Below are 23034 nucleotides of genomic sequence, written 5' to 3'. Positions count from 1 at the left end.
TCACTTCAGCAGCCGGGACATCCTGCGGTCCGCCAGCGGCTTGCCGCCCGTCTGGCAGGTCGGGCAGTACTGGAGCGAGGAGTCGCTGAAGGACACCTCGCGGACGGTGTCGCCGCACACCGGGCAGGGCTCGCCGGTGCGGCCGTGCACGCGCAGGCCGCTCTTCTTCTCGGCCTTCAGCCGGCCGGCCGCCACGCCCCGGGAGCGTTCGACCGCCTCGGTGAGCGTGTCGCGCAGGGCCGCGTACAGCCGCCCGGTCTCCTCCTCGCTCAGGGACGCGGCCAGCTTGAAGGGCGACATCTTCGCCGCGTGCAGGATCTCGTCGCTGTAGGCGTTGCCCACGCCCGCGATCAGGCCCTGGTCGCGCAACGCGCCCTTGAGCTGCCGCCGTTCACCGGCCAGGAGTTCCGTGAAGCGCCGCTCGTCGAAGTCGTCGGCCAGCGGGTCCGGGCCGAGCCGGGCGATGCCCTGGACCTCCTGCGGGTCCGCCACGACGTAGACCGCGAGCCGCTTCTGGGTGCCGGCCTCGGTCAGGTCGAACCCGGCGCCGGTCTCCAGGGCCACGCGCAGGGCGAGGGGGCCCTTGCCGGGGCGGGGCGGGCCGTCGGGCAGGCGGTCCTTCCAGTGCAGCCAGCCGGCGCGGGCCAGGTGCGTCACGAAGTGCGGTCCGTCCGCGGTCTTGATGTCGAGGAACTTGCCGTACCGGCGTACCGCGGCGACCTCGTGACCCTCCAGCGCGGACAGGGGCGGGTCGTACGTCTTCAGGACGCTGATCGCGACGGGCAGCACCCGTACGATCTCGTGGCCGACGAGATGCTCGGTGAGGAAGTCCTTGAGCGCCTCGACCTCGGGGAGTTCCGGCATAAGACCAGAGTGCCACGCGAGGTCAGTCCTGGCCGGGCACCACGAACTCGCACCACACGGCCTTGCCGCCGCCGCGTGCCTCCACGCCCCACACGTCGGTGAGCAGCTCGACCAGCAGCAGACCCCGGCCGGAGACGCCCGACTCGCCCGCCTCGCGGCGGCGTGGCAGGGCGCTGGAGGAGTCCTCGACCTCGACGCGCAGCCGGCGCTCGGAGCCGGTGAGGGTCCGCAGGGTGACGATGGCGGAGCCCTCGGTGTGCATCAGGGCGTTGGTGATCATCTCGTCGGCGACGAGTTCGATGTCGTCGGCGCGCTCCCCGGCTCCCCAGCCGCCGACCGCGGTGCGGATCATGTGCCGGGCCTCGGCCAGGGCCGCCGGGTCGCCGGGGGCGACGTGCCGCTGGAGCCGCTGACCGGACCGCGGGCTGTCCGGGCCGCGCCGGCGCAGCAGGAGCAGCGCCACGTCGTCGTCGCCACCGCGCTCGGCGGCCACGTCGATGAGCCGGTCGGCGAGGTCCCGTACGTCGTCGGGGCCGGTGTCGACGAGGGCGGTGAGGGTGCGCATGCCGTCGTCGAGGTCGGCGCCGGGCTGCTCGACCAGACCGTCGGTGCACAGCAGCAGCGTCTCGTCCGGGTCCAGCTCCACGGTGCTCACCGGGTAGTCGAGGCGGCCGAACTCGGCGGACAGGCCGAGCGGCAGGCCGCCCGGGACGGTGACGCGGCGGCAGGAGCCGTCGGTGTGCCGCACGAGCGGATCGATGTGGCCGGCCCGGACCATCTGGAGCACGCCGGTGGACAGGTCGGCCTCCGCGTAGAGGCAGGTCGCGGAGCGGTCGGTGTCGAGTTCGTGCAGGAAGACGGAGGCGCGGGCCATCACGGTCGCCGGGGTGTGTCCCTCGGCGGCGTAGGCGCGCAGCACGATGCGCAGCTGGCCCATGACGGCCGCCGCGTGCGTGTCGTGGCCCTGGACGTCGCCGATGACGGCGCCGACCCGGCCGCCGGGCAGCGGGATCAGGTCGTACCAGTCGCCGCCGATGTCCCGGCCGACGGAGCCGCCGATGGTGGCGGCGCGGTAGCGGACGGCGACGTCGGCCCCGGGCACGCTCGGGATGGTCCGGGGCAGCATGGCCTGCTGGAGACCTTGCGCCAGATCCATCTCCTGCTCGTAGAACATGGCCCGCTGCAGGCTCTGCGCGATGCTGCTGCCGAGGGCGACGAGGATGTTGCGCTCCTCGGGGGTGAAGCCGCGCCGGTCGCTGTAGAGCAGACCGATGGCGCCGATCGGCCGAGCCTGGACGATGAGCGGCAGATAGGCGGCCGAGGTGATGTTCAGGCCGGTGATGTGCGGCCAGAGGATCGGGTAGCGCTCGGCGAACTCCTCCGGCGACTCGATGAAGCAGGGGCCGAGGGTCCGTACGGCCTCGCTCATCGGGTAGGGCTCGTCGATCCGGGTGATGCGGGTGCCGGGCACGAAGCTGTCCGCGGGGCCCTCGGCGACCAGGCGGATGCGGCCGGCTTCGACCAGGCCCATGACGAGGCTGGCGGCGCCCAGGTGGGTGAGGCCGTGGGTGTCCTTGAGGACGTCGATGACGTCCTGGACGGTGCGGGCGTGCGCGAGGGCGGCCGTGGTGAGTTCGACGACGCTGGTCTGCTGCCGGCGGGCCTCGTCCTGGGCGGCCTCGTCGCTGCGGGCGTCGCTCTCGGCGAGTTCCCGGGTGGCGTCCCGGACGATGCCGATGATGCGGCGGGGCCGTCCGGTGTGGTCGCGGCGGATGTAGCCCTGGGTGTGGGTCCAGCGCAGGGAGCCGTCGCGGCGGCGGATACGGAAGTAGGCGCCGTAGTTCTCGCTGCCGTCCTTCAGGGCCTGGGAGACCGCGGTGTCCAGGCGCCGGGACTCACCGGGCGGGACCCGCTTGGCGAGCGTCTCGGGGTGGTCGTCGTACTCGTCGGGGCGCACGTCGAAGATCTCGTGGGCCTGGGCGTCCATGTGCATCAGGCCGGTGTCCAGATCCCAGTCGAAGCTGCCCATCCGGTTGAGCGCGAGGATCGGATCCGGGTGGGCGGGCCAGTCGTCCGGGAGGGACAGGGCGCTCGCTCCCCGATCAGCCATGGGCCCACCTTGCCAGGATTCGTCCGATTCTTCGACCGGATGTGCTGAGTTTACGGGCCGCTCCGCCGAAGCGGCCCTCAGTTACCGAAGACGTCCGTGGGGCTGCCGAGGATGACGTCGGCGGCCCGCTCGTCGGGAATCAGCCCGGCTCCGTCGGGCGGATCGGGACTGTCCGGGACAGCCTCGGGGCCCACCTCGCCGGGCTCGGGGCCCACTTCGCCGATGTCGGGGCCGACCTCGCCGATGTCGGGGCCGACGGGGTCTTCGGGGGAGGGTTCGCCGGGCGGCGGGCCGGGCTCGTCGGGCGGTGGTGCGTCCGTGACGGTGAGCGGGGAGCTCACGTCCCAGGGGGACGCGCTGTCCAGGTCCACCGAGACGCCGGACTCGCGCGGAACGGGGTGCGGCGGCTCGGACGCCACCGGAGCCGGTGGCGGCGGGTCCGTCGCCCAGACCGGTGGCGGCAGGGCCCGGTCGTGGCGTACGTCGTGGCCGGTGCGCCGTTCGATCCAGGTGCGGGTGCTGACGTCGACGATCGTGAAGGTGGCGATCGCCTGCGGGGCGGGCGTCACGACGACGACCCGGCCGGGCCGGTAGCCGGGCCAGGGGGCGCCCTGGGTGTCCGGCGTGCCGCGCAGCGCCACGGGAGGGCGCAGGGGGTTGCCGCAGGCGCACCGGACGCGCGGCACACCCCGGTCGTCGACCAGGACGGCGGTGCCTGCCTGGAGGACGGCCTGGCGGCCGACGGCCCGGCCCGTGTGGAAGCCGTGGTCGGTGACGCGGGTGTCGGCGCGCAGCACGACCGGGGTCAGTCCGCGCAGGTGGTCCGGGACGGACGCCGGGGAGACGCCCGCGACCCGGGCGAAGGCGCGCGTCCTGGCCGGGTCGCGGGTGAGGTGGCCGATCTGCGAGGCGACGTCGCAGCTGCCGGTCCGCTCGATGCCCCCGTACAGGCCGGGCGTTCCGCCGGACAGCGAGCGCAGGCCGCTCAGGTCGGCGGAGACCGGGGCCGCGTCGCCCGCGCCGGCCGACTCCGGCGTTCGGGGGATGGGGGACGGGGTAGCCGTCGTGGTGGCTGTGGAGTCCGTGAAGGGGTTCGGCCCCTGGGCCGCGGCCGGCTGGAGGAAGAGTGCCCCGCCGATGCCCGCGGCGTCGCCGTCGCCGCCGCTGTCGCCGCCGCAGCCGGAGAGGAGGAGTGCCGCCGCGAAGAGCGCGCAGGCCGTGACGAAGGTCCCGGTAGGTGTCCGCACTCGCCCTCCAGCCCGCTACGTCACATGCATCACATATGGCAGATGCATCACAAATATGGCACTTCATCACTATTGTTTGCTTCACTCACTCGGGTTACGCAACCGGAGCGGCGGTAAACGGAGCGTGACACCGGGGTCCGGCGCCGCACTGGGAGGAACGCACGGCCGTGGACTGGTTCACCGCATCCGACTACTGGCTGAGCCGGCTGGTCTTCCAGCGGGCGCTGGCCGCCGTGTACCTGGTCGCGTTCCTGACGGCCGCGCTGCAGTTCCGCGCGCTGCTCGGGGAACGCGGCATGCTGCCGGTGCCGAAGTTCGTCGAGCGGGTGCCCTTCAAGCGGGCGCCGAGCCTGTTCCAGCTGTACTACTCGGACCGCTTCTTCGCCGTCTGCGCGTGGACGGGTTGCGCGGTGTCGGCGGCGCTGCTGGCCGGGCTCGACTCGGCTCTCCCCCTGTGGGGCGGCATGCTGCTGTGGCTGGTGCCGTGGGCGCTGTACCTGTCGATCGTCAACGTCGGGCAGACCTGGTACTCGTTCGGCTGGGAGTCACTGCTGCTGGAGGTCGGCTTCCTCGCCGTGTTCCTCGGCAACGACGAAGTGGCGCCGCCCGTCGTCGTGTTGTTCCTGCTGCGCTGGATCCTGTTCCGCGTGGAGTTCGGCGCGGGGTTGATCAAGATGCGGGGCGACGAGTGCTGGCGCAAGCTGACGTGCCTGGACCACCATCACGAGACGCAGCCGATGCCGGGTCCGCTGAGCTGGTTCTTCCACCATCTGCCCCGTCCCGTGCACCGGGTCGAGGTGGCCGCGAACCACGTCACGCAACTCGTGGTGCCCTTCCTGCTGTTCACCCCGCAGCCGGTCGCGTCGGCCGCCGCCGCGCTGATGATCGTCACCCAGTTGTGGCTGGTGCTGTCGGGCAACTTCTCCTGGCTGAACTGGATCACGATCGTGCTGGCCCTGTCGGCGGTGGAGTTCCCCACCGATCCGCCGTCGGTGCCCGGCGCGCCGCTCTGGTACGAGGTCGTGGTCCTCGCGGTCGCCACGCTGCTGCTGGGGCTCAGCTACCAGCCGGTCCGCAACATGATCTCCCGTCGGCAGGTCATGAACCGCTCCTTCGACCCGCTCCATCTGGTCAACACCTACGGCGCGTTCGGCAGCGTCAGCCGGGTCCGCTACGAGGTGGTCGTCGAGGGCACGGCCGACGACGTGCCCCGCGAGGACTCCGACTGGCGGGAGTACGAGTTCAAGGGCAAGCCCGGTGATCCGCGGCGCTGGCCGCGCCAGTTCGCGCCGTACCATCTGCGCCTCGACTGGATGATGTGGTTCGCGGCCCTCTCCCCCGCGTACGCCGGGTCGTGGTTCGGCGCCCTGGTGGAACGGCTGCTGGAGAACGACCGCGACACCCTGAAGCTGCTGCGCCGCTCCCCGTTCCCGCCCGACGCGCCGCCCCGTTTCGTCCGCGCCCGCCTCTTCCGCTACCGGTACACGACCTGGCGCGAGCTGCGAGAGACGGGCGCGTGCTGGGAGCGGACGTACGTACGGGAGTATCTGCCGCCGACGCGACTGACCGGGGTGGTTCAGAGGTCGTAGACGCGGGTGGCGGTGGCCCCGAAGATGCGGGCGTGTTCGAACGGGCCGGTCAGCCGGCGTGCGGTGTCGAGCACGTCGCCGTAGGAGGCCGCGAGGGTGCACACCGGCCAGTCCGAGCCGAACATCAGGCGGTCCGGGCCGAAGGCCTCCAGCACGACGTCGGCGTACGGGCGCAGGCCGTCGATCGTCCAGGACGCGAGGTCGGCTTCGGTGACCATGCCGGAGAGCTTGCAGACGGTGTTGGGCAGCGCGGCGAGGGCGCGCACGCCGGACGCCCAGGGTTCGAATGTGCCGGAGGCGATGGGCGGCTTGCCCAAGTGGTCCAGGACGAAGGTGAGGTGCGGCAGGGATGCGGCCGCCTTGGTGCAGGCCGGCAACTGGTGGGGCAGCACGACCAGGTCGTACACCAGCCCCGCGTCGGCGACGGCGGTCAGGCCGCGGTGTACGTCCGGACGCAGCAGCCACTCGGGATCCGGCTCGCCCTGGACCTGGTGCCGGATGCCCTTGAGGTAGCGCCCGCCGGGCAGTTCCCGCAGCCGGGCCAGTTCGTCGGTCACGTCGGGGCGGGTGAGGTCGGTCCAGCCGACGACTCCGGCGATCAGCTCGTGCTCGTCGGCGAGGGCCAGGAACTCCGGGGTCTCCTCCGGGACGGTGACGGTCTGGACGAGGACGGTACGGTCGACACCCGCCGCGCGGGCCTCGGGCGTGAGGTCCTCCATCGTGAAGTCACGGCGGATCGGGCTGTCTTCCGCGATCCAGTCCTGGTCCCGCACGGACAGGTCCCAGAGGTGGTGGTGGGCGTCGACCACGGTCATGAGGGCAGCTCCCAGACGACGGGCAGGCCGGCGTCCGCGCCGTCGCCGGAGTAGTCGTGCACCACGTCCAGCAGGTCGGCCATGCGGGCCTGCCAGGCGACGTTGACCGGCAGTTTCTCCAGCTCGGCGAGGAGGCTGGCGTAGTCCTCGCACTCCAGGACGTGGAACAGGTCGGTGCCGCTGCGCCAGATGGTCCAGGAGGTGGCGCCCGCGGCGCGGATGGCGTCGGTGAGCTCCTCGGGCACCTCGCGGTGGGCGGCCTCGTAGTCGGCGATGCGGTCGGCGCGGACCTTGGTGTGCAGGGCGACTCTCATGACGGCTCCTTGGCCGGGGCCGTCGTGGAGGACGGCTCCTCGCCGGGGACGGGGGCGTCGGCGGGCAGCAGGCCCTTGGCGCGCAGCTCCTGCCAGAACCCGGCGGGCACCCGGGCGGCGAACTGGTGGGCGCAGTCGCGCACTTCGTGCGCCGAGCGGGCTCCGACGAGGACGCTGGCGACGGCCGGGTGGGCGGCGCAGAAGGCCAGGGCGGCGGCGCGCAGCGTGGTGCCGTGGCGGTGGGCGACGGACTTCAGGCGCAGCGCCCGCTGGACCAGGTCGGAGGGGGCGACGGTGTAGTTGTACTTCGCGCCGGGCTGCGGGTTCGCCAGCAGGCCGGAGTTGAAGGCGCCGCCGATGACGACGGACTTCCCGCGTTCGTGGGCGGCGGGCAGCAGGCCGGTGAGGGCGCTCTGGTCCAGCAGGGTGTAGCGGCCGGCGCACAGCACCACGTCGACGTCGGTGTCGCGGACGAAGCGGGTGAGCATCTCCGCCTGGTTCATCCCGGCGCCGATCGCCCCGACCACGCCCTCCGACCGGAGCCTCTCCAGCGCCGGGTAGCCCTCGCGGAAGGCCCATTCGGCGTGCTCGTCCGGGTCGTGCAGGTAGACGATGTCGACCCGGTCGAGGCCGAGGCGTTCCAGGCTGGCCTCCAGGGTGCGGCGGATGCCGTCGGCGCTGAAGTCCCAGACGCGCCGGTGGGTGGCGGGCACGGCGAAGCCGCCGGCGAGGTCGTCGCCGGTGCCGTCCGCGGGTTCCAGGCGGCGGCCGACCTTGGTGGAGATCGTGTACCGGTCGCGGGGGCGGTCGCGCAGGGCGGCGCCGAGGCGGCGCTCGGACAGGCCGAGGCCGTAATGCGGGGCGGTGTCGAAGTAGCGGATGCCCCGCTGCCAGGCGGCCTCCACGGCCTCGCGGGCCTGTTCCTCGCCGACCTCGGTGTACAGGTTGCCGATCGCGGCCGCGCCGAAGGACAGGGCGCTGACCTCGACGCCGCTGCCGCCGAGCCGGTTCACCGGGCCACCGGCCGCAGCCGCAGGCCCTGCATGCCGCCGTCGACGGCGAGCGAGGTGCCCGTGGTGGCGCCGGACAGGGGGCTCGCCAGGTGGGCGATGGCGCCCGCGACCTCGGCGGCGCCGACCAGGCGGCCGGTGGGCTGGCGGGCCTCCAGGGCCGCGCGCTCGGCGGCCGGGTCGGGGGCGGCGTCGAGGAGGCGGCCGACCCACGGTGTGTCGACCGTGCCCGGATTGACGCAGTTGACGCGGATGCCCTCGCGGACGTGGTCGGCGGCCATGGCGAGGGTCAGCGAGTACACGGCACCCTTGGTGGCGCTGTACAGGGCGCGCTGCGGCAGGCCCGCGGTGGCCGCGATGGAGCAGGTGTTGACGATCGCCGCGTGCGCGGAGGCGCGCAGGTGGGGCAGGCAGGCGCGGGCGGTGCGGACCATGCCGACGACGTTGACGTCGTAGACGCGGTGCCAGTCGTCGTCGGAGTTGTCCTCGACGGTGCCCTGGGCGCCGATGCCCGCGTTGTTGACCAGGACGTCCAGCCCGCCGAGGTCGGCGACGGCCGCCGCCACGGCCTCGCGCACGGACGCGTCGTCGGTGACGTCCGCGCGGTAGGCCAGCAGGGGCTTGTCGACCGGCGACGGGTCCAGGTCGAGGACGGCGACCTGCGCGCCGCGCTCGGCCAGGAGGTCCGCGGTCGCCCGGCCGATACCGGAGGCGCCGCCCGTCACCAGGGCCCTGATGCCCTCGAAGTCGCTCATGCAGCCCGACCCTTCTTCTTGTCGAGGTCGGCGGCCCAGAACTCGCCGCCCGGGTAGGTGTAGCGCGCCAGCGACTCGGGCCGCATGGCGGCCGAGAAGCCCGGCGCGGTGGGTGCCGTGTAACGACCTTCGCTGATGACGACCGGGGCGAGGAAGTGGTCGTGCAGATGATCGACGTATTCGATGACACGGTCCTCGGTGGTTCCGGTCAGAGCCACGTAGTCGAACATCGACAGGTGCTGGACGAGTTCGCACAGGCCGACGCCGCCCGCGTGCGGGCAGACCGGGACACCGAACTTGGCCGCGAGCAGCAGGATCGCGAGGTTCTCGGGGACGCCGCCGACACGGGCCGCGTCGATCTGGACGACGTCCAGCGCGCCGGCCTGGAGGAGCTGTTTGAAGACGATCCGGTTGTGCACGTGCTCGCCGGTGGCGACCTTCACGGGGGCGACGGCCCGGCGGATCGCCGCGTGGCCGAGGATGTCGTCGGGGCTGGTGGGCTCCTCGATCCAGTAGGGGTCGAACTCGGCGAGGGCCTTGGTCCAGCGGATGGCCTCGTCGACGTCCCAGCGCTGGTTGGCGTCGATGGCCATGCGGACGTCCGGGCCGATGACGGAACGGGCCACGCGGCAGCGGCGGATGTCGTCGTCGAGGTCGGCGCCGACCTTGAGCTTGATCTGCCGGAAGCCGTCGGCGACGGCCCGGTCCGCGAGCCGCGTGAGTTTCTCGTCGTCGTAGCCGAGCCAGCCGGGCGAGGTGGTGTAGGCCGGGTAGCCGTGTTCCAGCAGCCGGGCCGTGCGCTCCTCGGCGCCCTGTCTGCCCCGGCGCAGGAGGGTCAGGGCCTCCTCGGGGGTGAGGGCGTCGGTGAGGTAGCGGAAGTCGACCTGGCGGACCAGCCATTCGGGTTCGGCCTGGGCGAGCAGCCGCCACAGCGGCAGGCCGGCGCGCTTGGCGGCCAGGTCCCACAGGGCGTTGACGACCGCGCCGATCGCCATGTGCATCACGCCCTTCTCGGGGCCGAGCCAGCGCAGCTGGCTGTCGCCGATCAGGTCGCGGTTCAGGGTGGACGGGTCGGCGCACAGGTCGTCGACCGAGCGGCCAGTCAGGTGTCCGCGCAGTGCGTCGATCGCGGCGACTTGCACGTCGTTGCCCCGCCCGATGGTGAAGGCGAACCCGTGCCCCTCGTGCCCGTCGGCGGCGTCCGTGCGCAGGACGACGTAGGCCGCCGAGTAGTCGGGGTCCGGGTTCATCGCGTCGGAGCCGTCGAGCTCGCGCGAGGTGGGGAAGCGGATGTCGTGGGTGTCGACCGCGATGATGCGGGCGGGCGTCGGGGACACGGAGGGCCTTTCGGGTCGGGTGCGGAGACGGGCGGTTCAGTCCTGGGCGCGGCCGGTGGTGACCCGGGCGATCATGAGGGCGACCAGGATGATCCCGCCGTAGATGGCCTGGATCCAGAACGACGGCACCTGGGCGAGGGTGAGCAGGTTCTGCACGACGCCCAGCAGGAGGACGCCGGTCAGGGCGCCGAACATGGTGCCCTTGCCGCCGTCGAGGGCGATGCCGCCGATCACCGCGGCCGCGAACACCGTGAAGATCATGTTCTGGCCCTGATTGGCGCTGATCGCGCCGACGTACCCGGTCTGCATGATGCCGCCGACGGCGGCGAGGACGCCCGCGACGACGAACACGCCGAGCATGACGCGCTCCACGCGGATGCCCGCCGCCCGGGCCGCGTCCGCGTTGCCGCCGATGGCGTACAGCGCGCGGCCGACCCGGTGGTACTTCAGGACCAGCCCGGCGACGGCGAAGGCGATCGCGGCGAGCCACACCGACAGCGGGACGGTGAGGAAGGTGGTCGTCGCCAGCGAGTAGAAGCTGTCGGGCATCCCGAACAGCGTCTTGCCCTTGGTGGCGCCGACCAGCAGGCCGCGCAGCACGATCAGCATGGCGAGCGTCACGATGAACGCGTTGAGCTTGAACTTCACGACCAGGACGCCGTTGAAGGCGCCCACGGCCGCACCCGCGACCAGGACCGCCAGCAGCGCGAGTGCCGCCGGGAGTTCGGTGCCCCAGCCGGACGCTGCGGCGGGCAGGACGAGCAGGGCGCCGACGGCGGGTGCGATGCCGACGACCGATTCCAGGGACAGGTCGAACTTGCCGGTGATCAGCACGAGGGATTCGGCGAGCACGACCATCGCGAGGGCGGCGGAGGCGCCGAGGATCGAGATCAGGTTGCGCTCGGTGAGGAACGAGTCGTTGACGATCGCGCCGAGCACGAGGAGCAGCAACAGGGCGGGCACGAGGGCGAGTTCACGGGCGCGGCGGAGCAGGACGGCCTTGGCGGCGCGCGGGTCGGTGGCGCGCGCGGGCGCGAGCGGCGGGGCCGCCTTGGTGTCAGCCATGGTCCACTCCTTCGATGGAGGCGATGAGCTCGTGGTCGCGCCAGCCCGCCGGGTGCTCGGCGACGACACGGCCGTGGAAGAGGACGAGGACCCGGTCGCAGCGCCTGAGGTCGTCGAGTTCGTCGGAGACGACCAGCACGGCGGTGCCGTCCTCGCGGGCGCTGTCCACCCGGGCCAGCAGCGACTCCTTGGACTTCACGTCGACGCCCGCGGTCGGGTTGACGAGGACGAGGAGCCGTGGGTCGGAGGCGAGGGCGCGGGCCATGACGACCTTCTGCGCGTTGCCGCCGGACAGGTCCGAGACGGGCTGGTCGGGGCCCTCCGCGTGGATGTCGAGGCGTTCGATCAGCGCCGTGGCGACACCGCGCTTGCGGTCGGTGCCGACGAACCCGAACCGGCCGAGCCGGTCCAGGACGCTGAGGGTGGCGTTGTCGCCGATGGACATGCCGAAGACCAGCCCCTCGTCGTGCCGGTCGCGGGGGACGAAGCCGACACCGGCCTTCAGCGCGGCCTGGACGTCCCCGAACGGCAGCGGGGCGCCGTCGATCCGGGCCGTCCCGCTGGTGGGGGTGTGCAGTCCGGTGAACGACTCGGCGAGTTCGATCTTGCCGCTGGCGCTGGATCCGGCGAGTCCGACGACCTCGCCGCGGCGGACGGTGAGGTCGACGTCCTCGTACGCCGGCGAGGTGAGGCCGTGGACGTCGAGGAGGACGGGTCCGGAGGCGGCGACGGTCCGCAGCCGCTCGGCCTGTTCGGCGATCGTCTCCCCCGCCATGGCCTCCACCAGGGCCTGGCGGGGCAGGTCGGCGACCGGCGCGGTGGTGATCCAGCGGGCGTCGCGCAGGACCGTGACGGCCTGGCAGACCTCGTAGACCTCCTGGAGGTGGTGGGAGATGAACAGGAAGGTGACGCCCGAGTCCTGAAGGGCGCGCATGCGCGTGAACAGCCGCTCGATCTCGCGGTTGTCGAGCTGGGCGGTGGGTTCGTCGAGGATGATGAAGCGGGCGCCGAAGCTCAGGGCCCGGGCGATCTCCACCATCTGCCGGTCCTCGACCTTGAGGTCGGCGGTGCGGGCGCCGGGATCGACGCGCACGTCCCAGGTGTCGAGGAGCCGGGCCGCCTCGGTCTGCAGGCGGCGCCAGCTGATGAACCCGCGCCGGAGCGGCTGCCGGTTGATGAACAGGTTCTCGGCGACGGTCAGTTCGGGGACGACCGTCGGGTGCTGGTAGACGCAGGCGACCTTGCGGCGCCAGGCGTCGCGGTCGGTGAGCGGGGGCGCGGGGTCGCCGTCGAAGCGGACGGTGCCCTCGTCCGGGGCCTGAAGGCCGGTGAGGATCCTGACGAGGGTCGACTTGCCTGCGCCGTTGCGCCCGACGAGGGCGTGGGACTCGCCGGGCATGACGGTGAGCTGCCCGTCGGCGAGGGCGGTGGTGGGGCCGTACCGCTTGACGACGCCCCGCGCTTCAGCCAGTGGGGTGCGTGGGGTGTTCATTCGACCGTGTTGCCCCAGAGCTTGGGGTCGTCGACGTTGTCCTTCGTCACCAGCGGCGCGGGCAGCTGGTCCTCCAGGATGCCGCTGGGCAGTCTGACGATGGTCGAGTCGTGGTCCGTCGGGCCGGGCTTGAACGTCTTCCCCTGCATCGCCGCCTTGATGTAGTACATGCCGTACTTGGCGTAGGCGTCGGCGGGCTGGGAGACGGTCGCGTCGATCTCGCCCTTGCGGATCGCGTCGAACTCCTGCGGGATGCCGTCGTTGGAGACGATGGCGATGTGCCCCGGCTGCCCGGCCTTCTTCAGCATCCCCTTGGACTTGAGGGTCTGGAGGGTGGGCGCGAGGTAGACGCCGCCCGCCTGCATGTAGATGCCCTTGATGTCGGGGTTGGCGTTGAGGAGGGTGTCGAGTTTCGACGCCGCCGCGTCGGACTCCCACTTGGCGGGGATCTCCAGGACCTTCAGCTTCGGGAAGTTCTTCTTCACGCAGGAGCGGAACGCCTCGGAGCGGTCGCGGCCGTTGACCGAGGCCAGGTCGCCCATGATCTGCACGACCTTGCCGGAGGTGATGTGCTCGCCGAGGTACTGGCAGGCCTTCTCCCCGTACGCCACGTTGTTCGCCCGGACCACCATCGCGACCTTGCCCTTGTCGGGCGCCACGTCCACCGCGACGACCGGCACGCCCTTGCGCTCGGCCTGGTCGAGGCCCGCCTCGATGGCGGCGCTGTCCAGCGGCGCGACGACCAGGCCCTTGACGCCCTGGTTGAGCTGGTTGTTGATGTCGGTGATCTGCTGCGAGGGATCGCTGTTGGAGTTGACGGTCTTCATCGCGTCCACACCCTCGGACTTCGCCATCTTCGGCACGTAGTCGTTGTACGACTGCCAGAACGGCGAGGTCAGCAGGGGCAGGACGACCCCGACCTTGCCGCTGCCGTCACCGCCGCCGGCACTGGAGGCGCCGGTGTCCTTGGTGCTGCCGCACGCGGCGAGCAGGAGGGAGGCGCCGGCGGCCAGGGCCACCGTGCCAACGATCCGGGACCTGCTCCGCTTGCGGGCTGTGCTTCCGGGCATCTGAGGCCCTCCCATCGACCGGTCTTCCAGCAGATGCCCGCATACTTATCAGACCACTCCCCCGCCGGAACACCCCACGGCGCCAGATTTTCGCGCTCTTGGCGCATAGTGGTCCGACCACATCGCCGATTAGACTGCGCCGCAGCCGGTGATCGGAGGAATGGCGTGGACGACGAGACAGCCCCGCAGAAGGGCACCGTGACGCAGCGCGCCATCGAGCGGATCAAGGCGATGATCGGCGAGGGCCGGCTGGAGCCGGGCCAGCGCCTGCCGACCGAACGTGACCTGGCCGCGCAGCTCGGCATGTCCCGCAGTTCGATGCGGGAGGCGATCCGCGCGCTCACGGTGCTGGGTGTGCTGGAGGCCCGGCACGGATCGGGCATCTACGTCACACAGTTGGAGGCCGGCGACCTGCTGGAGACCTTCGGGGTCGTGGCGGACCTGTCGCGCGGCCCGCGTCTGGTGGAGCTGCTGGAGATCCGCCGGATCCTGGAGTCGACGGCGACGGCACTGGCCGCGGCCCGGATCACCGCGGACCAGCTGGGCGAGGTCGAGAAGCACCTGGCGGCGATGAACGCCACGGACGATCCGGAGGAGATCCTCGCCCACGACCTGGCCTTCCACCGTGAGATCGCGATGGCCGCGGGCAACGAGACGATGGCCGCGATCCTGGAGGGCCTGTCGTCGCGGACGTTCCGCGCCCGCGTCTGGCGCGGCTACCAGGAGGAGGGCGCCTTCGCCCGCACCCGCCGCGAACACGCCGCGATCCACCGCGCCCTGGCCGCCCGCGACCCGGAGGCGGCCCGCGCGGCGGCGGCCGCGCACGTGGGCGAGGTGGAGGAGTGGCTGCGGGCACAGCTCGGGCCCTAGGGAGTGTCCGGGAACAGTACCCAGGGCCCGGTGTGCGGCCGCTACTTGAACTGACCGGGCTGGTAGTCGCCCGCCGGCTGCTGGAGGACGACGTTCAGCCGGTTCGCCGTGTTCATGAAGGCGATCAGGGTCACCAGGGCGACGAGCTGCTCCTCGTCGTAGTGCTTGGCGGCCCGCTCCCACACCTCGTCCGGCACCCCGCCGGCGCCGTCCGCGATCCGCGTCGCCTGCTCGGCCAGCTCCAGTGCGGCGCGCTCGGCCTCGGTGTAGACCGTGGCCTCCCGCCACGCGGCGACCAGGTTGACGCGCACGGAGGTCTCACCCGCCGCCGCGGCCTCCTTGGTGTGCATGTCGATGCAGACCGCGCAGCCGTTGATCTGGCTCACCCGGAGCGAGACCAGCTCCCGGGTGGCGGCCGGCAGCGGAGACTCCACGACCAGCCGCCCCAGGGACATGAACTGCTTGATGACCTTGGCGGCGCTCGGGATGGCGAAGACGTCCAGACGCGCGTTCATGGTGAACTCCTGTGTCGTTGTCGATGCTTACGCCCTTATGAGCCGGCGGCTCGGCCCGATGTGACATCGAGGAATGTGACGTGCGTCTCTCGCAGGGCGACAATGGGCCGTATGCGACTGCGGGGCACGGCCTGGGTCACCGCCGGACTGCTGGCGGCCGTCGCGATCGGCTGTACCGGCGGCGGGGACGAAAGCGCGCCCGAGGCGTCGCCCAAGTCCACCCGGGCCGGGAACGAGCGGCCTCGCACCACGCCCTCCCCCACCCCGGCCGATCCCGTTTCCCTGCCGGCCCTGATGCAGCGGAAGCACACCGGCTCCGGCCTGCGGCTCGGGAACGTGCTCGACCGGACCTCCGCCTACACCCGCTACGCGGTCACGTACGAGGCGAACGGTCTGACCATCTCCGGGATCATGAACATCCCGGAGGGCAAGGGCCCGTTCCCGGCGCTGGTGCTGGCGCACGGGTACATCGACCCGGACGTCTATTTCAGCGGCCAGGGCATGCCCCGGGAGCAGGACCGCCTGGCCCGCAGCGGCTATGTCGTGCTGCACACCGACTACCGCAACCACGCCCGCTCCGACGACGACCCGGACAACGACGTGGACCTCCGCCTCGGCTACACCGAGGACGTCATCGGCGCGGCCCTGGCCCTGCGCGACTCCGGGCGGCCGGAGATCGACGGCGACCGGATCGGCCTGTTCGGCCGGTCGATGGGTGGCGGGGTCGTGTACAACACCCTGGTCGTGGCGCCCGGCCTGTTCGACGCCGCGGTGGTGTACGCGCCGGTGAGCGCCCGCCCGGAGGAGAACATCGACCACTTCCAGCGGCCCGACGGCGATCCCCTCGTGGCAGAGATCGAGGAGAAGCACGGCACGCCGGAGGAGAACCCGGCCTTCTGGCGCGCCGTGTCGCCCCTGACGTACGCCGACCGCGTCACCGAACCCCTGCTGATCCAGCACGGCACGGCGGACGACACCTGCCCCCTCACCTGGTCACGCGAGGTCGCCGCCGCGTTCGAGAAGGCGGGCGAGGACGTGGAACTGCGCACCCACGCAGGCGAGGGCCACACCTTCGGGCCGCGGTGGCCGGCCTCGATGGACCTCACCGAGGCCTTCTTCGCACGCCACTTGCGCTGAACGGCTCGGATCATCCGGCTGCCGAGGGCCTCGACGTGCGCCCCCGGCCGGTGCAGAGTTCTCTACGTACTCGCCAGTAAGCCCGTCCTTCCACGCCGAGGAGCCTCCGTGACCACCTGGGCCGGCCGCACCGCCGCCGAGATATCCGCCGCCGTACGCGAGAAGCGGGTCAGCCCGCGCGAGGTGGCCGCCGAGCACCTCGCGCGGATCGAGCGGCTCGACGGCCGTGTCGGGGCTTTCCGCACCGTGCGCGCCGAGGCGGCGCTGGCCGAGGCCGACGAAGTGGCCGCACGCGGCGACTTCGACCGTCTGCCCCTGGCCGGGGTGCCCGTGGCCGTCAAGGACAACCTCGCCGTGCGCGGCGAGTCCACCCGCGTCGGCTCGGCCGCGACTCCCGACACTCCGGCCGCTCAGGACCATGTGACGGTGGCCCGGCTGCGGGCGGCGGGCGCGGTGGTCGTGGGTCTGACGAACGTGCCCGAGCTGTGCGTCTTCGGCACGACGGACGGCGTGCTGGGCATCGCCCGCAACCCCTGGGACCCGACGCGCTCGGCGGGCGGCTCGTCGGGCGGCAGTGCCGCCGCGGTCGCCGCCGGGATGGTGCCGATCGCCCTCGGCAACGACGGCATGGGCTCGCTGCGCATACCCGCCGCCAACTGCGGCCTCGTCACCATCAAACCGGGACACGGAGTGGTCCCGGCGGGTGACGGTGACGGAGGCTGGTTCGGCCTGTCGGAGAACGGACCCCTCGCCACGACCGTCGAGGACGCCCGTCTGATGCTCTCGGTGCTCGCGGACGACGAGCCCGCCCTCCGCGCCGAGCCCGGCCCCCTCAGGGTCGCCGTGTCGCTGCGCAGTCCGGTCGCCGGCGTCACCATCAGCCGGCCCTACGCGGCGGCCGCACGGGAGGCGGCCGGGGTGCTGATGAAGGCGGGCCACCAGGTCCGGCGCGCCGACCCGCCCTACCCGATGTCGCTCGCCACGACCTCACTGGTCCACTGGACGGCCGGCACCGCCGCGGACGCCCAGCACCTCGACGCACGTCTGCTCACCCGGCGCACCCGGACCCACGCGAGACTCGGCCGACTCGTCATGGGCAGGGTGCGCTCCGGGACGGCCCGGGAGCAACTGCGCCGGCGGCTGGAGCCGTTCTTCACCGAGTACGACGTGCTGCTCACGCCCGCGCTCGCCCGCCGCTCCCCCAAGGCCGCGCCCTGGCACGAGCGGAGCTGGCTGAGCAACCTCCTGGCGAACACGAACTACTCGCCCTTGACGCCCCCGTGGAACCTGACCGGCTGGCCCGCGATGTCGGTCCCCTGCGGAACCCTCCCCTCCGGCGCCCCCTGTGCCGTGCAGCTGGTGGGACGCCCCGGTACGGAGTACCAACTCCTGGAATTGGCCCAGCAGTTGCAGGAACGTAATCCGTGGCGGCGTACGGCGCCGATGAACTAGAGTCGGCCGGGTGACTGCCGGGTCGGCCGTAGGCCATGCACGAGTGAGGCGCCCGGCCTCGGAGTGAGCGCGGCGGGGGTGACCCCGCCCGGGCCCGCCCGAGAGCCGGAGGGGGCACGAGCCCCACCTCCCGTCTCCGTGTCCTCATCCCCTCGCGCCCGCTGCGGCGCTTCACCACGGATCCCGAGACCCGGAGACCTTTCAGACTCATGTCCCACGCACAGCACACGCCCGAACTTCCGGCCACCGTCGCCCGCCTCGACCACACCGTCGTCTTCTCCTCGGACCGCCAGCTGTCGGCCGAGTTCCTGGCGGCGGTCCTGGGTCTGAAGGTGGGCGCCCCCTTCGGACCCTTCCTGCCCGTCGACCTGGGCAACGGCGTGACCCTCGACTACTACGAGAAGCGCGACGAGCCGATCCAGGGGCAGCACTACGCGTTCCTCGTGCCCGAGGAGCAGTTCGACATCATGATCGCCCGGCTGGAGGCGCTGGGGGTCACCTACTACGCCGACCCGAGTCACACCGAGCCCGGCCGGGTCAACGACCTCTTCGGCGGCCGGGGCGCCTACTTCGACGACCCGGACGGCCACAACATGGAGATCATGACCCGGCCGTACGTCCGTCCCTGACGGCCGCGCGGGGGACCGTCCTGCCGACCACCCAGTGGTGTTTGCCGAGGCGCCGGCTCCGCTCGAATCCGTGACTCTCGAACAGCGCCACCGTGCCGGTGTACAGGAACGACGGAGAGACCGACCGGCCCTCGGCGTCCTCGGGGTAGCCCTCCACGGTTCCGCCGCCGAGGCGTGCGATCTCCCGGAGGGCCCCGCCGAGGGCGGCGGATGCCACGCCCTGCCGTCGGTGGGCGCGATCGACGAAGAAGCAGGTGATCCGCCAGTCGGGAGGGGTCCCGAGGTCCTTCTCGTAGGCACGCCGGTGTTTGATGCGGGGCAGTTCCGGCGTCGGCCCGAACTGGCACCAGCCGACGCAGTCCCGGCCGTCGTAGACGAGGGCGGCGTGCGCGTCGCCCTCACGGACGCGGCTCTCCTTCCGGGCGCGGTTCTCTTCGGGACGCTTGGTGCGGCTCAGGCCCTCGGGGTGGAAGGCCATGCACCAGCAGCCGCCCCACACGCCCCTGTGCCGCTCGACCAGAGCTGCGAAGTCCGGCCAGCTGCCCGTGTCCAGAGGCCTCACCCGAAAGCCGGCCATGGAGCCCTCCGATGTCCTGATGCTCTAAAGCGCCCGGTACATGATGTGCAGCCCCACGAGGCCGTGCCGGGGATGCTCGAACGCGTCGGGCACCGTACCGAGGATCGTGAAACCCAGTGAGGTCCACAGCTTCACGGCCGGGTTGGTCTCGACGACGGCGTTGAACACCATGCCCCGGTAGCCGGCGGCCGTGGCCTCGGTCAGGAGGTGTTCGGCCAGGGCGCGGCCGTAGCCCCGCCCGCCCTGGGCCGGGTCGACCATGAAGCCGGCGTTGGCGATACGGGCGGCGGGCCCGCCGTAGTTGGGGGTGAGGTACGCGGAGGCGACGACACGGCCGCCGTCGTCCTCGACGACATAGACGCGTTTCGCCGGATTCATCCACAGGACCCGGGCTTCCTCCTCGGAGGTGCCCGGGTCCCATGCGTAGGTCTCGCCCGCGGCGACGATGCGGTGCCAGAACGGCCAGATGTGCGGCCAGTCGTCAGCCGCTGCTTCCCTGATCAGCATGGACGCGAGTCTGGCACGCCCCTGTGCGCGCGAACGCGGAGGGGCCGCGCCCGGTCAGTCGACGCTGGGCAGGATGTGGGGCTCGGCGAGGTCCTCCTCATAGCCCGCGAGGCGGATGGGGGCCGACCGGGCCCACACGTCGAGGCTGCCGAGTTCGTCGGACCGGCGGCCCTTGCGCTCCGTGCGTTCCTTGGGGCGTTGCTCGCGATTCGTCTTCTCCGGTGTCACCGCGCACTCCTTATGTGTCGGTCACCCTCGGGACGTATGCGCCGTCCTGCTCTGCGCCTGACGCCCGCTCGGGTCTGATGCCAAATGCAGTTCGGACGCGGTGGCGCCGGTAACTCGCGGGAGCGCAGGCCGTGGTGTACCGGCTAGTCCCATGACGGACCGTGGGTGTGGGTCCCGTCCTGCTGTCCGTCCGCCTCAGGTTAACCAAATGAGCGGCACCCCGCTCGATGGGGCTGAAAACAAGCGGTAACGATCGCGCGTCATCCCGTGTTCAGCTCGGGTTTACGCACCGATTTGCCCACGGTAGGACGTTTTGCGGCTCACCCGAACGGGGTAGACCCGCACCGGCGTTTTCCAGACGTCGGCCGGGAAGCCGGGAAGCCCTACCACTTGCCCGGGGCGTAGTCCTTCAGAAAGACGCCGTACAGATCCTCCCCGGCCTCGCCCCGGACGATCGGGTCGTACACCCGGGCCGCACCGTCGACCAGGTCCAGCGGCGCGTGGAACCCGGCCTCCGCGAGCCGCAGCTTGTCGTAGTGCGGCCGCTCGTCCGTGATCCAGCCCGTGTCGACCGAGGTCATCAGGATCCCGTCGGTCTCGAACATCTCCTGCGCACTGGTCCGCGTCACCATGTTCATCGCGGCCTTCGCGGCGTTGGTGTTCGGATGCCCCGCGCCCTTGTAGCCGCGGCCGAACACGCCCTCCATCGCCGAGACGTTCACGACGTACGCGCGTCCGCTCGCCGCCTTCTTCGCGGCATCGGCCATGACCGGGCGGAGCCGGCTGATGAGGATGAACGGCGCCGTGTAGTTGCACAGCTGGGTCTCCAGCAACTCCACCGGGGAGATCTGCTCGATCGTCTGCACCCAGGTGTTGGAGTCGACGACGTCGGGGACCAGTCCGCCCGCGTCGATCGCCGTGCCGTCGAGGTGCCGTTCGACGCTGGCGTTGCCCGCGACCAGGGCGAGGTCGGCGACCTGCTGGGCATCGAGGCCGCTGGTGCCCAGGGGCAGCGCGGCCAGGCCGTCGACCGCGCCGGAGTTGAACGCGCCGATGACGTGGTGGGCGGGCAGCTCACCGGCGGGCAGCGGGGCGCTCTCGCCCTCGACCAGCGCCGCGTAGGCGGAAGGCAGGCGGCGTACGGTCTGGGTCGCGTTGTTGACGAGGATGTCGAGCGGGCCCGCCTCGGCGACCTGCTCCGCCAGGGCCACGGCCTGGGCCGGGTCGCGCAGGTCGATGCCGACGACCTCCAGTCGGTGGATCCAGTCCGCCGAGTCGTCCATCGCCTTGAAGCGGCGGATGGCATCCTTGGGGAAGCGCGTGGTGATCGTGGTGTGGGCGCCGTCGCGCAGCAGCCTGAGCGCGATGTACATGCCGATCTTGGCGCGGCCGCCGGTGAGCAGGGCGCGCTTGCCGCTGAGGTCGGCGCGGACGTCGCGCTTCTCGCGGTTCACGCGGGCGCAGTCCGGACAGAGCTGGTGGTAGAAGTAGTCGACTTCCACGTACCGGGTCTTGCAGGTGTAGCAGGAGCGCGGGCGCTGGAGTATCCCCGCGATCCGGCCCTCCTCGGTGCGCGAGGAGGGCAGCAGGCCCTCGGTCTCGTCGTCGATGCGCTGGGCGGAGCCGGTCGCCGTGGCCTCCGTGACCGCCTTGTCGTGGGCGGTCTTGGCGGCCCGGCGCTCCTGGCGGCGGCGCTGCTTGACCGTGCGGTAGACGCCCGCGGTGGCCCGGCGCACGGCGACGGCGTCCGGGTGGTCGATCTCCAGCTTGTCGAGTTCCTCGAGCACGCTGAGGCAGACGGCCAGCCGCTCCGGGTCGATGCCGGGTCCGTACGAGAGCCCGCTCGCCTCGTCCATGGCCTGCGGGCCGTCCTCTGTCACCGTCATCGCCGCTGTCGTTCCCTGCTCTGCCGTGGTGGCGCGCCGGCCGCGCCCGCTTTCGAAGGGCGAATTTTACGCGAGTGGCGGGCCATACCGCCAAACCCGGCCGATTCAGGGCCGGCAGGCGGTGATCAGCGTGCGCACCTCCTCCGTGACGGCCGCGGCGAGCCGGTCGAGATCCGGCACGGCATGGCCGTCGGCGACGAGCCCGTAGTGGACGCTCCCCCGGTACGTCGAGACCGCCACCGCCAGGGAGTGTCCCGGGGCCAGCGGGGCGAACGGGAAGACGGCGGTGAGCGGGTTGCCGCCGAGCTTCAGGCCGAGGCTGGGCAGGGGCACGCTGGTGACCAGGATGTCGAACCAGAGCCGGGCCGCCTGGCCGACCAGGGGTCCGCCCAGCCGGTGGGCCAGGGCCGGGACGTGGTCGGCGAGCAGGGCGACGGCACCCGCGCCCCGGTTGGGGCCGGCGTCCTTGTTGCGGTCCATGGCGGTGCGGACCGAGGCGAGGCGGGCCAGCGGGTCCGGGTCGTCCACCGGGAGCCGTATCAGGTACCCGGAGAGCCGGTTGCCCTGCGGGTAGGCGGTGCGCGGGCGGCGCTTGGAGACGGGGATCAGGGCACGGGGCGCGACGTCCTCGCTGCCGTCGCCGCGCTCGTCGAGCCAGCGGCGCAGCGCGCCCGCGACGACCGCGATCAGGACGTCGTTGACGGTGCCGCCGACGGTCTTGCGGACGCGGTGCACGTCGTCGATGTCGAGCAGCACTCCGGCGGTGCGGCGGGTGCCGCTCGGCTCGCAGGTGAGCGCGGGGGCGGAGCGCACGTCGAGGGAGGAGCGGGCGACGGAGGCGCCGATGTCGAGGGCCCGGGCGGCGTCGGACAGGGCGCCGCGCACCATCCCCGGCAGCTCGCGCACGTCGGGCACCAGGCCGCGCGGGGGCTCGGCCGGGCGGGGCCGGGGCGTAGGCATGTCCATGGGGTCCATGACGCCCGCGGCGAGGGTCAGCGCCCGCAGCCCGTCGGCCAGGGCGTGGTGGAACTTGAACAGCACCGCGAAGGAGACCCCGTCCTCGCCGGGCAGCACGTGGGCCTCCCACGGCGGCCGGCCACGCTCCAGCGGACGTCCCATGAGCCGGCCCGCGACCGTGTGGAAGTCGGCGGTCGGGGCGTGCAGCCGCACATGGTTCAGGGGGTCGAAGTCCGGGTCGGGTTCGCGGGCGGCGCCGCCGAAGGCGAGGGGCCGGCGCAGCGCGGCGGGCAGCGGCTGCCAGACGTTGCGGATGCGCATCCGCAGTCCGGGCACGCCGGCGGCGCGGGCCGCGAGCAGATCGGCCGCGTGGGCGCCGGCGGCGGGCGAGTGAGCCGAGAAGATCCCGAGCGCGCCGAGGTGCATCGGGTTGTCCGCGGACTCGATGTTCCAGAACGCCAGGTCGAGAGGAGCGAGCAGGTCAGCAGTCAAGGGCTTGCCTCGCGTCGACGACGGGTGGGCCAGCAGTCAATCGCCCCCAGCCGATTACGGTCAAGTACGATCAGGCTACGTACAGTTAACAGCAGATTAAGTCCCGCCCCGATGAA

The 23034-nt window shown here is 72.1% G+C and carries 22 protein-coding genes; 5 read left to right on the top strand and 17 right to left on the bottom strand.

Features of this window, described 5'->3' with window-relative positions; genetic code table 11:
• The 3 genes from ABZ192_RS03890 to ABZ192_RS03880 all read right to left on the bottom strand — a co-directional run bounded on the left by ABZ192_RS03890 (position 1) and on the right by ABZ192_RS03880 (position 4221).
• On the bottom strand, positions 1 to 864 hold the full coding sequence (locus tag ABZ192_RS03890; protein ID WP_356922903.1) for a DNA-formamidopyrimidine glycosylase family protein: 864 nt from the start codon (positions 862 to 864) through the stop codon (positions 1 to 3).
• A 22-nt stretch (positions 865 to 886) separates the two neighbouring features.
• Positions 887 to 2974, bottom strand: coding sequence for a SpoIIE family protein phosphatase (locus tag ABZ192_RS03885; RefSeq protein ID WP_356922902.1), 2088 nt, complete (start codon positions 2972 to 2974; stop codon positions 887 to 889).
• Between the two features lie 77 nt (positions 2975 to 3051).
• Entirely contained in the window at positions 3052 to 4221 is a 1170-nt protein-coding gene (locus ABZ192_RS03880; RefSeq protein ID WP_356922901.1) for a DUF6777 domain-containing protein, read from the bottom strand.
• Positions 4222 to 4388: 167 nt separating this feature from the next.
• On the opposite strand from ABZ192_RS03880, the gene ABZ192_RS03875 reads away from it, so the two are divergent.
• On the top strand, positions 4389 to 5810 hold the full coding sequence (locus ABZ192_RS03875; protein ID WP_356922900.1) for a lipase maturation factor family protein: 1422 nt from the start codon (positions 4389 to 4391) through the stop codon (positions 5808 to 5810).
• On the opposite strand, the gene ABZ192_RS03870 is transcribed toward ABZ192_RS03875, so the two are convergent.
• From ABZ192_RS03870 to ABZ192_RS03835, 8 genes are read right to left on the bottom strand one after another with little or no spacing between them, the layout of a single operon-like run.
• Positions 5798 to 6625, bottom strand: coding sequence for an amidohydrolase family protein (locus ABZ192_RS03870; protein ID WP_356922899.1), 828 nt, complete (start codon positions 6623 to 6625; stop codon positions 5798 to 5800). The two genes, ABZ192_RS03875 and ABZ192_RS03870, sit on opposite strands and share 13 nt — an antisense overlap.
• Positions 6622 to 6939 carry an L-rhamnose mutarotase gene (locus tag ABZ192_RS03865; protein ID WP_356922898.1) on the bottom strand — a complete coding sequence of 106 codons (318 nt, stop codon included), beginning with the start codon at positions 6937 to 6939 and terminating at the stop codon, positions 6622 to 6624. The genes ABZ192_RS03870 and ABZ192_RS03865 overlap by 4 nt, the downstream gene beginning before the upstream one ends.
• Positions 6936 to 7952: an aldo/keto reductase gene (locus ABZ192_RS03860; protein WP_356922897.1), complete on the bottom strand. Its 1017-nt coding sequence runs from the start codon at positions 7950 to 7952 to the stop codon at positions 6936 to 6938. The genes ABZ192_RS03865 and ABZ192_RS03860 overlap by 4 nt, the downstream gene beginning before the upstream one ends.
• Complete coding sequence (locus ABZ192_RS03855) at positions 7949 to 8704, bottom strand: SDR family oxidoreductase (protein ID WP_356922896.1); 756 nt, start codon at positions 8702 to 8704, stop codon at positions 7949 to 7951. Before ABZ192_RS03855 ends, ABZ192_RS03860 begins: the two co-directional genes overlap by 4 nt.
• Positions 8701 to 10041 (bottom strand): L-fuconate dehydratase, encoded by a 1341-nt coding sequence (locus ABZ192_RS03850; RefSeq protein ID WP_356922895.1) that lies wholly within the window; start codon positions 10039 to 10041, stop codon positions 8701 to 8703. The genes ABZ192_RS03855 and ABZ192_RS03850 overlap by 4 nt, the downstream gene beginning before the upstream one ends.
• A gap of 36 nt (positions 10042 to 10077) precedes the next feature.
• A complete protein-coding gene (locus ABZ192_RS03845; protein WP_356922894.1) occupies positions 10078 to 11106 on the bottom strand; it encodes an ABC transporter permease in 1029 nt (342 codons plus the stop codon).
• Complete coding sequence (locus ABZ192_RS03840) at positions 11099 to 12598, bottom strand: sugar ABC transporter ATP-binding protein (protein WP_356922893.1); 1500 nt, start codon at positions 12596 to 12598, stop codon at positions 11099 to 11101. Before ABZ192_RS03840 ends, ABZ192_RS03845 begins: the two co-directional genes overlap by 8 nt.
• Entirely contained in the window at positions 12595 to 13668 is a 1074-nt protein-coding gene (locus ABZ192_RS03835) for a sugar ABC transporter substrate-binding protein (protein WP_356922892.1), read from the bottom strand. The genes ABZ192_RS03840 and ABZ192_RS03835 overlap by 4 nt, the downstream gene beginning before the upstream one ends.
• Positions 13669 to 13833: 165 nt before the next feature.
• Between ABZ192_RS03835 and ABZ192_RS03830 the strand changes: the two genes are divergently transcribed.
• On the top strand, positions 13834 to 14538 hold the full coding sequence (locus ABZ192_RS03830) for an FCD domain-containing protein (RefSeq protein ID WP_356922891.1): 705 nt from the start codon (positions 13834 to 13836) through the stop codon (positions 14536 to 14538).
• 41 nt (positions 14539 to 14579) lie between these two features.
• Here ABZ192_RS03830 and ABZ192_RS03825 read toward each other — a convergent pair whose 3' ends face one another.
• Positions 14580 to 15053 carry a carboxymuconolactone decarboxylase family protein gene (locus tag ABZ192_RS03825; RefSeq protein WP_356922890.1) on the bottom strand — a complete coding sequence of 158 codons (474 nt, stop codon included), beginning with the start codon at positions 15051 to 15053 and terminating at the stop codon, positions 14580 to 14582.
• Between the two features lie 111 nt (positions 15054 to 15164).
• Between ABZ192_RS03825 and ABZ192_RS03820 the strand changes: the two genes are divergently transcribed.
• The 3 genes from ABZ192_RS03820 to ABZ192_RS03810 all read left to right on the top strand — a co-directional run bounded on the left by ABZ192_RS03820 (position 15165) and on the right by ABZ192_RS03810 (position 18271).
• Positions 15165 to 16190 carry an alpha/beta fold hydrolase gene (locus ABZ192_RS03820; protein WP_356922889.1) on the top strand — a complete coding sequence of 342 codons (1026 nt, stop codon included), beginning with the start codon at positions 15165 to 15167 and terminating at the stop codon, positions 16188 to 16190.
• A gap of 108 nt (positions 16191 to 16298) precedes the next feature.
• On the top strand, positions 16299 to 17642 hold the full coding sequence (locus ABZ192_RS03815) for an amidase family protein (protein ID WP_356922888.1): 1344 nt from the start codon (positions 16299 to 16301) through the stop codon (positions 17640 to 17642).
• 209 nt (positions 17643 to 17851) lie between these two features.
• Positions 17852 to 18271, top strand: a complete 420-nt coding sequence (locus ABZ192_RS03810; RefSeq protein ID WP_356922887.1) for a VOC family protein — start codon at positions 17852 to 17854, stop codon at positions 18269 to 18271.
• On the opposite strand, the gene ABZ192_RS03805 is transcribed toward ABZ192_RS03810, so the two are convergent.
• The 5 genes from ABZ192_RS03805 to ABZ192_RS03785 all read right to left on the bottom strand — a co-directional run bounded on the left by ABZ192_RS03805 (position 18243) and on the right by ABZ192_RS03785 (position 22918).
• Positions 18243 to 18848 carry a GNAT family N-acetyltransferase gene (locus ABZ192_RS03805; RefSeq protein ID WP_356922886.1) on the bottom strand — a complete coding sequence of 202 codons (606 nt, stop codon included), beginning with the start codon at positions 18846 to 18848 and terminating at the stop codon, positions 18243 to 18245. The two genes, ABZ192_RS03810 and ABZ192_RS03805, sit on opposite strands and share 29 nt — an antisense overlap.
• Positions 18849 to 18872: 24 nt before the next feature.
• Positions 18873 to 19355, bottom strand: a complete 483-nt coding sequence (locus tag ABZ192_RS03800; RefSeq protein ID WP_356922885.1) for a GNAT family N-acetyltransferase — start codon at positions 19353 to 19355, stop codon at positions 18873 to 18875.
• Between the two features lie 54 nt (positions 19356 to 19409).
• The gene (locus ABZ192_RS03795) at positions 19410 to 19583 is read right to left on the bottom strand and encodes a hypothetical protein (protein ID WP_010037330.1); all 174 of its coding nucleotides are present in this window, start codon (positions 19581 to 19583) and stop codon (positions 19410 to 19412) included.
• Between the two features lie 383 nt (positions 19584 to 19966).
• Positions 19967 to 21469, bottom strand: a complete 1503-nt coding sequence (locus tag ABZ192_RS03790; protein ID WP_356922884.1) for an SDR family NAD(P)-dependent oxidoreductase — start codon at positions 21467 to 21469, stop codon at positions 19967 to 19969.
• A gap of 105 nt (positions 21470 to 21574) precedes the next feature.
• Entirely contained in the window at positions 21575 to 22918 is a 1344-nt protein-coding gene (locus ABZ192_RS03785; protein WP_356922883.1) for a wax ester/triacylglycerol synthase family O-acyltransferase, read from the bottom strand.
• Positions 22919 to 23034 lie beyond the last annotated feature (116 nt).

This window comes from Streptomyces sp. NPDC006235 (genome assembly GCF_040613735.1).
Taxonomy (GTDB): Bacteria; Actinomycetota; Actinomycetes; order Streptomycetales; family Streptomycetaceae; genus Streptomyces.
The sequence above is the reverse complement of the archived record's forward strand: the minus strand, read 5'-3'. Positions and strand labels throughout refer to the sequence as shown.

What these genes read in the sequence shown, in the direction of transcription:
- ABZ192_RS03800 (WP_356922885.1), bottom strand. Translation starts at nt 19,355, where the DNA reads ATGCTGATCAGGGAAGCAGCGGCTGACGACTGGCCGCACATCTGGCCG.
- ABZ192_RS03840 (WP_356922893.1), bottom strand. Translation starts at nt 12,598, where the DNA reads ATGAACACCCCACGCACCCCACTGGCTGAAGCGCGGGGCGTCGTCAAG.
- ABZ192_RS03890 (WP_356922903.1), bottom strand. Translation starts at nt 864, where the DNA reads ATGCCGGAACTCCCCGAGGTCGAGGCGCTCAAGGACTTCCTCACCGAG.
- ABZ192_RS03810 (WP_356922887.1), top strand. Translation starts at nt 17,852, where the DNA reads ATGTCCCACGCACAGCACACGCCCGAACTTCCGGCCACCGTCGCCCGC.
- ABZ192_RS03835 (WP_356922892.1), bottom strand. Translation starts at nt 13,668, where the DNA reads ATGCCCGGAAGCACAGCCCGCAAGCGGAGCAGGTCCCGGATCGTTGGC.
- ABZ192_RS03845 (WP_356922894.1), bottom strand. Translation starts at nt 11,106, where the DNA reads ATGGCTGACACCAAGGCGGCCCCGCCGCTCGCGCCCGCGCGCGCCACC.
- ABZ192_RS03870 (WP_356922899.1), bottom strand. Translation starts at nt 6,625, where the DNA reads ATGACCGTGGTCGACGCCCACCACCACCTCTGGGACCTGTCCGTGCGG.
- ABZ192_RS03885 (WP_356922902.1), bottom strand. Translation starts at nt 2,974, where the DNA reads ATGGCTGATCGGGGAGCGAGCGCCCTGTCCCTCCCGGACGACTGGCCC.
- ABZ192_RS03855 (WP_356922896.1), bottom strand. Translation starts at nt 8,704, where the DNA reads ATGAGCGACTTCGAGGGCATCAGGGCCCTGGTGACGGGCGGCGCCTCC.
- ABZ192_RS03805 (WP_356922886.1), bottom strand. Translation starts at nt 18,848, where the DNA reads ATGGCCGGCTTTCGGGTGAGGCCTCTGGACACGGGCAGCTGGCCGGAC.
- ABZ192_RS03790 (WP_356922884.1), bottom strand. Translation starts at nt 21,469, where the DNA reads ATGACGGTGACAGAGGACGGCCCGCAGGCCATGGACGAGGCGAGCGGG.
- ABZ192_RS03825 (WP_356922890.1), bottom strand. Translation starts at nt 15,053, where the DNA reads ATGAACGCGCGTCTGGACGTCTTCGCCATCCCGAGCGCCGCCAAGGTC.
- ABZ192_RS03865 (WP_356922898.1), bottom strand. Translation starts at nt 6,939, where the DNA reads ATGAGAGTCGCCCTGCACACCAAGGTCCGCGCCGACCGCATCGCCGAC.
- ABZ192_RS03820 (WP_356922889.1), top strand. Translation starts at nt 15,165, where the DNA reads ATGCGACTGCGGGGCACGGCCTGGGTCACCGCCGGACTGCTGGCGGCC.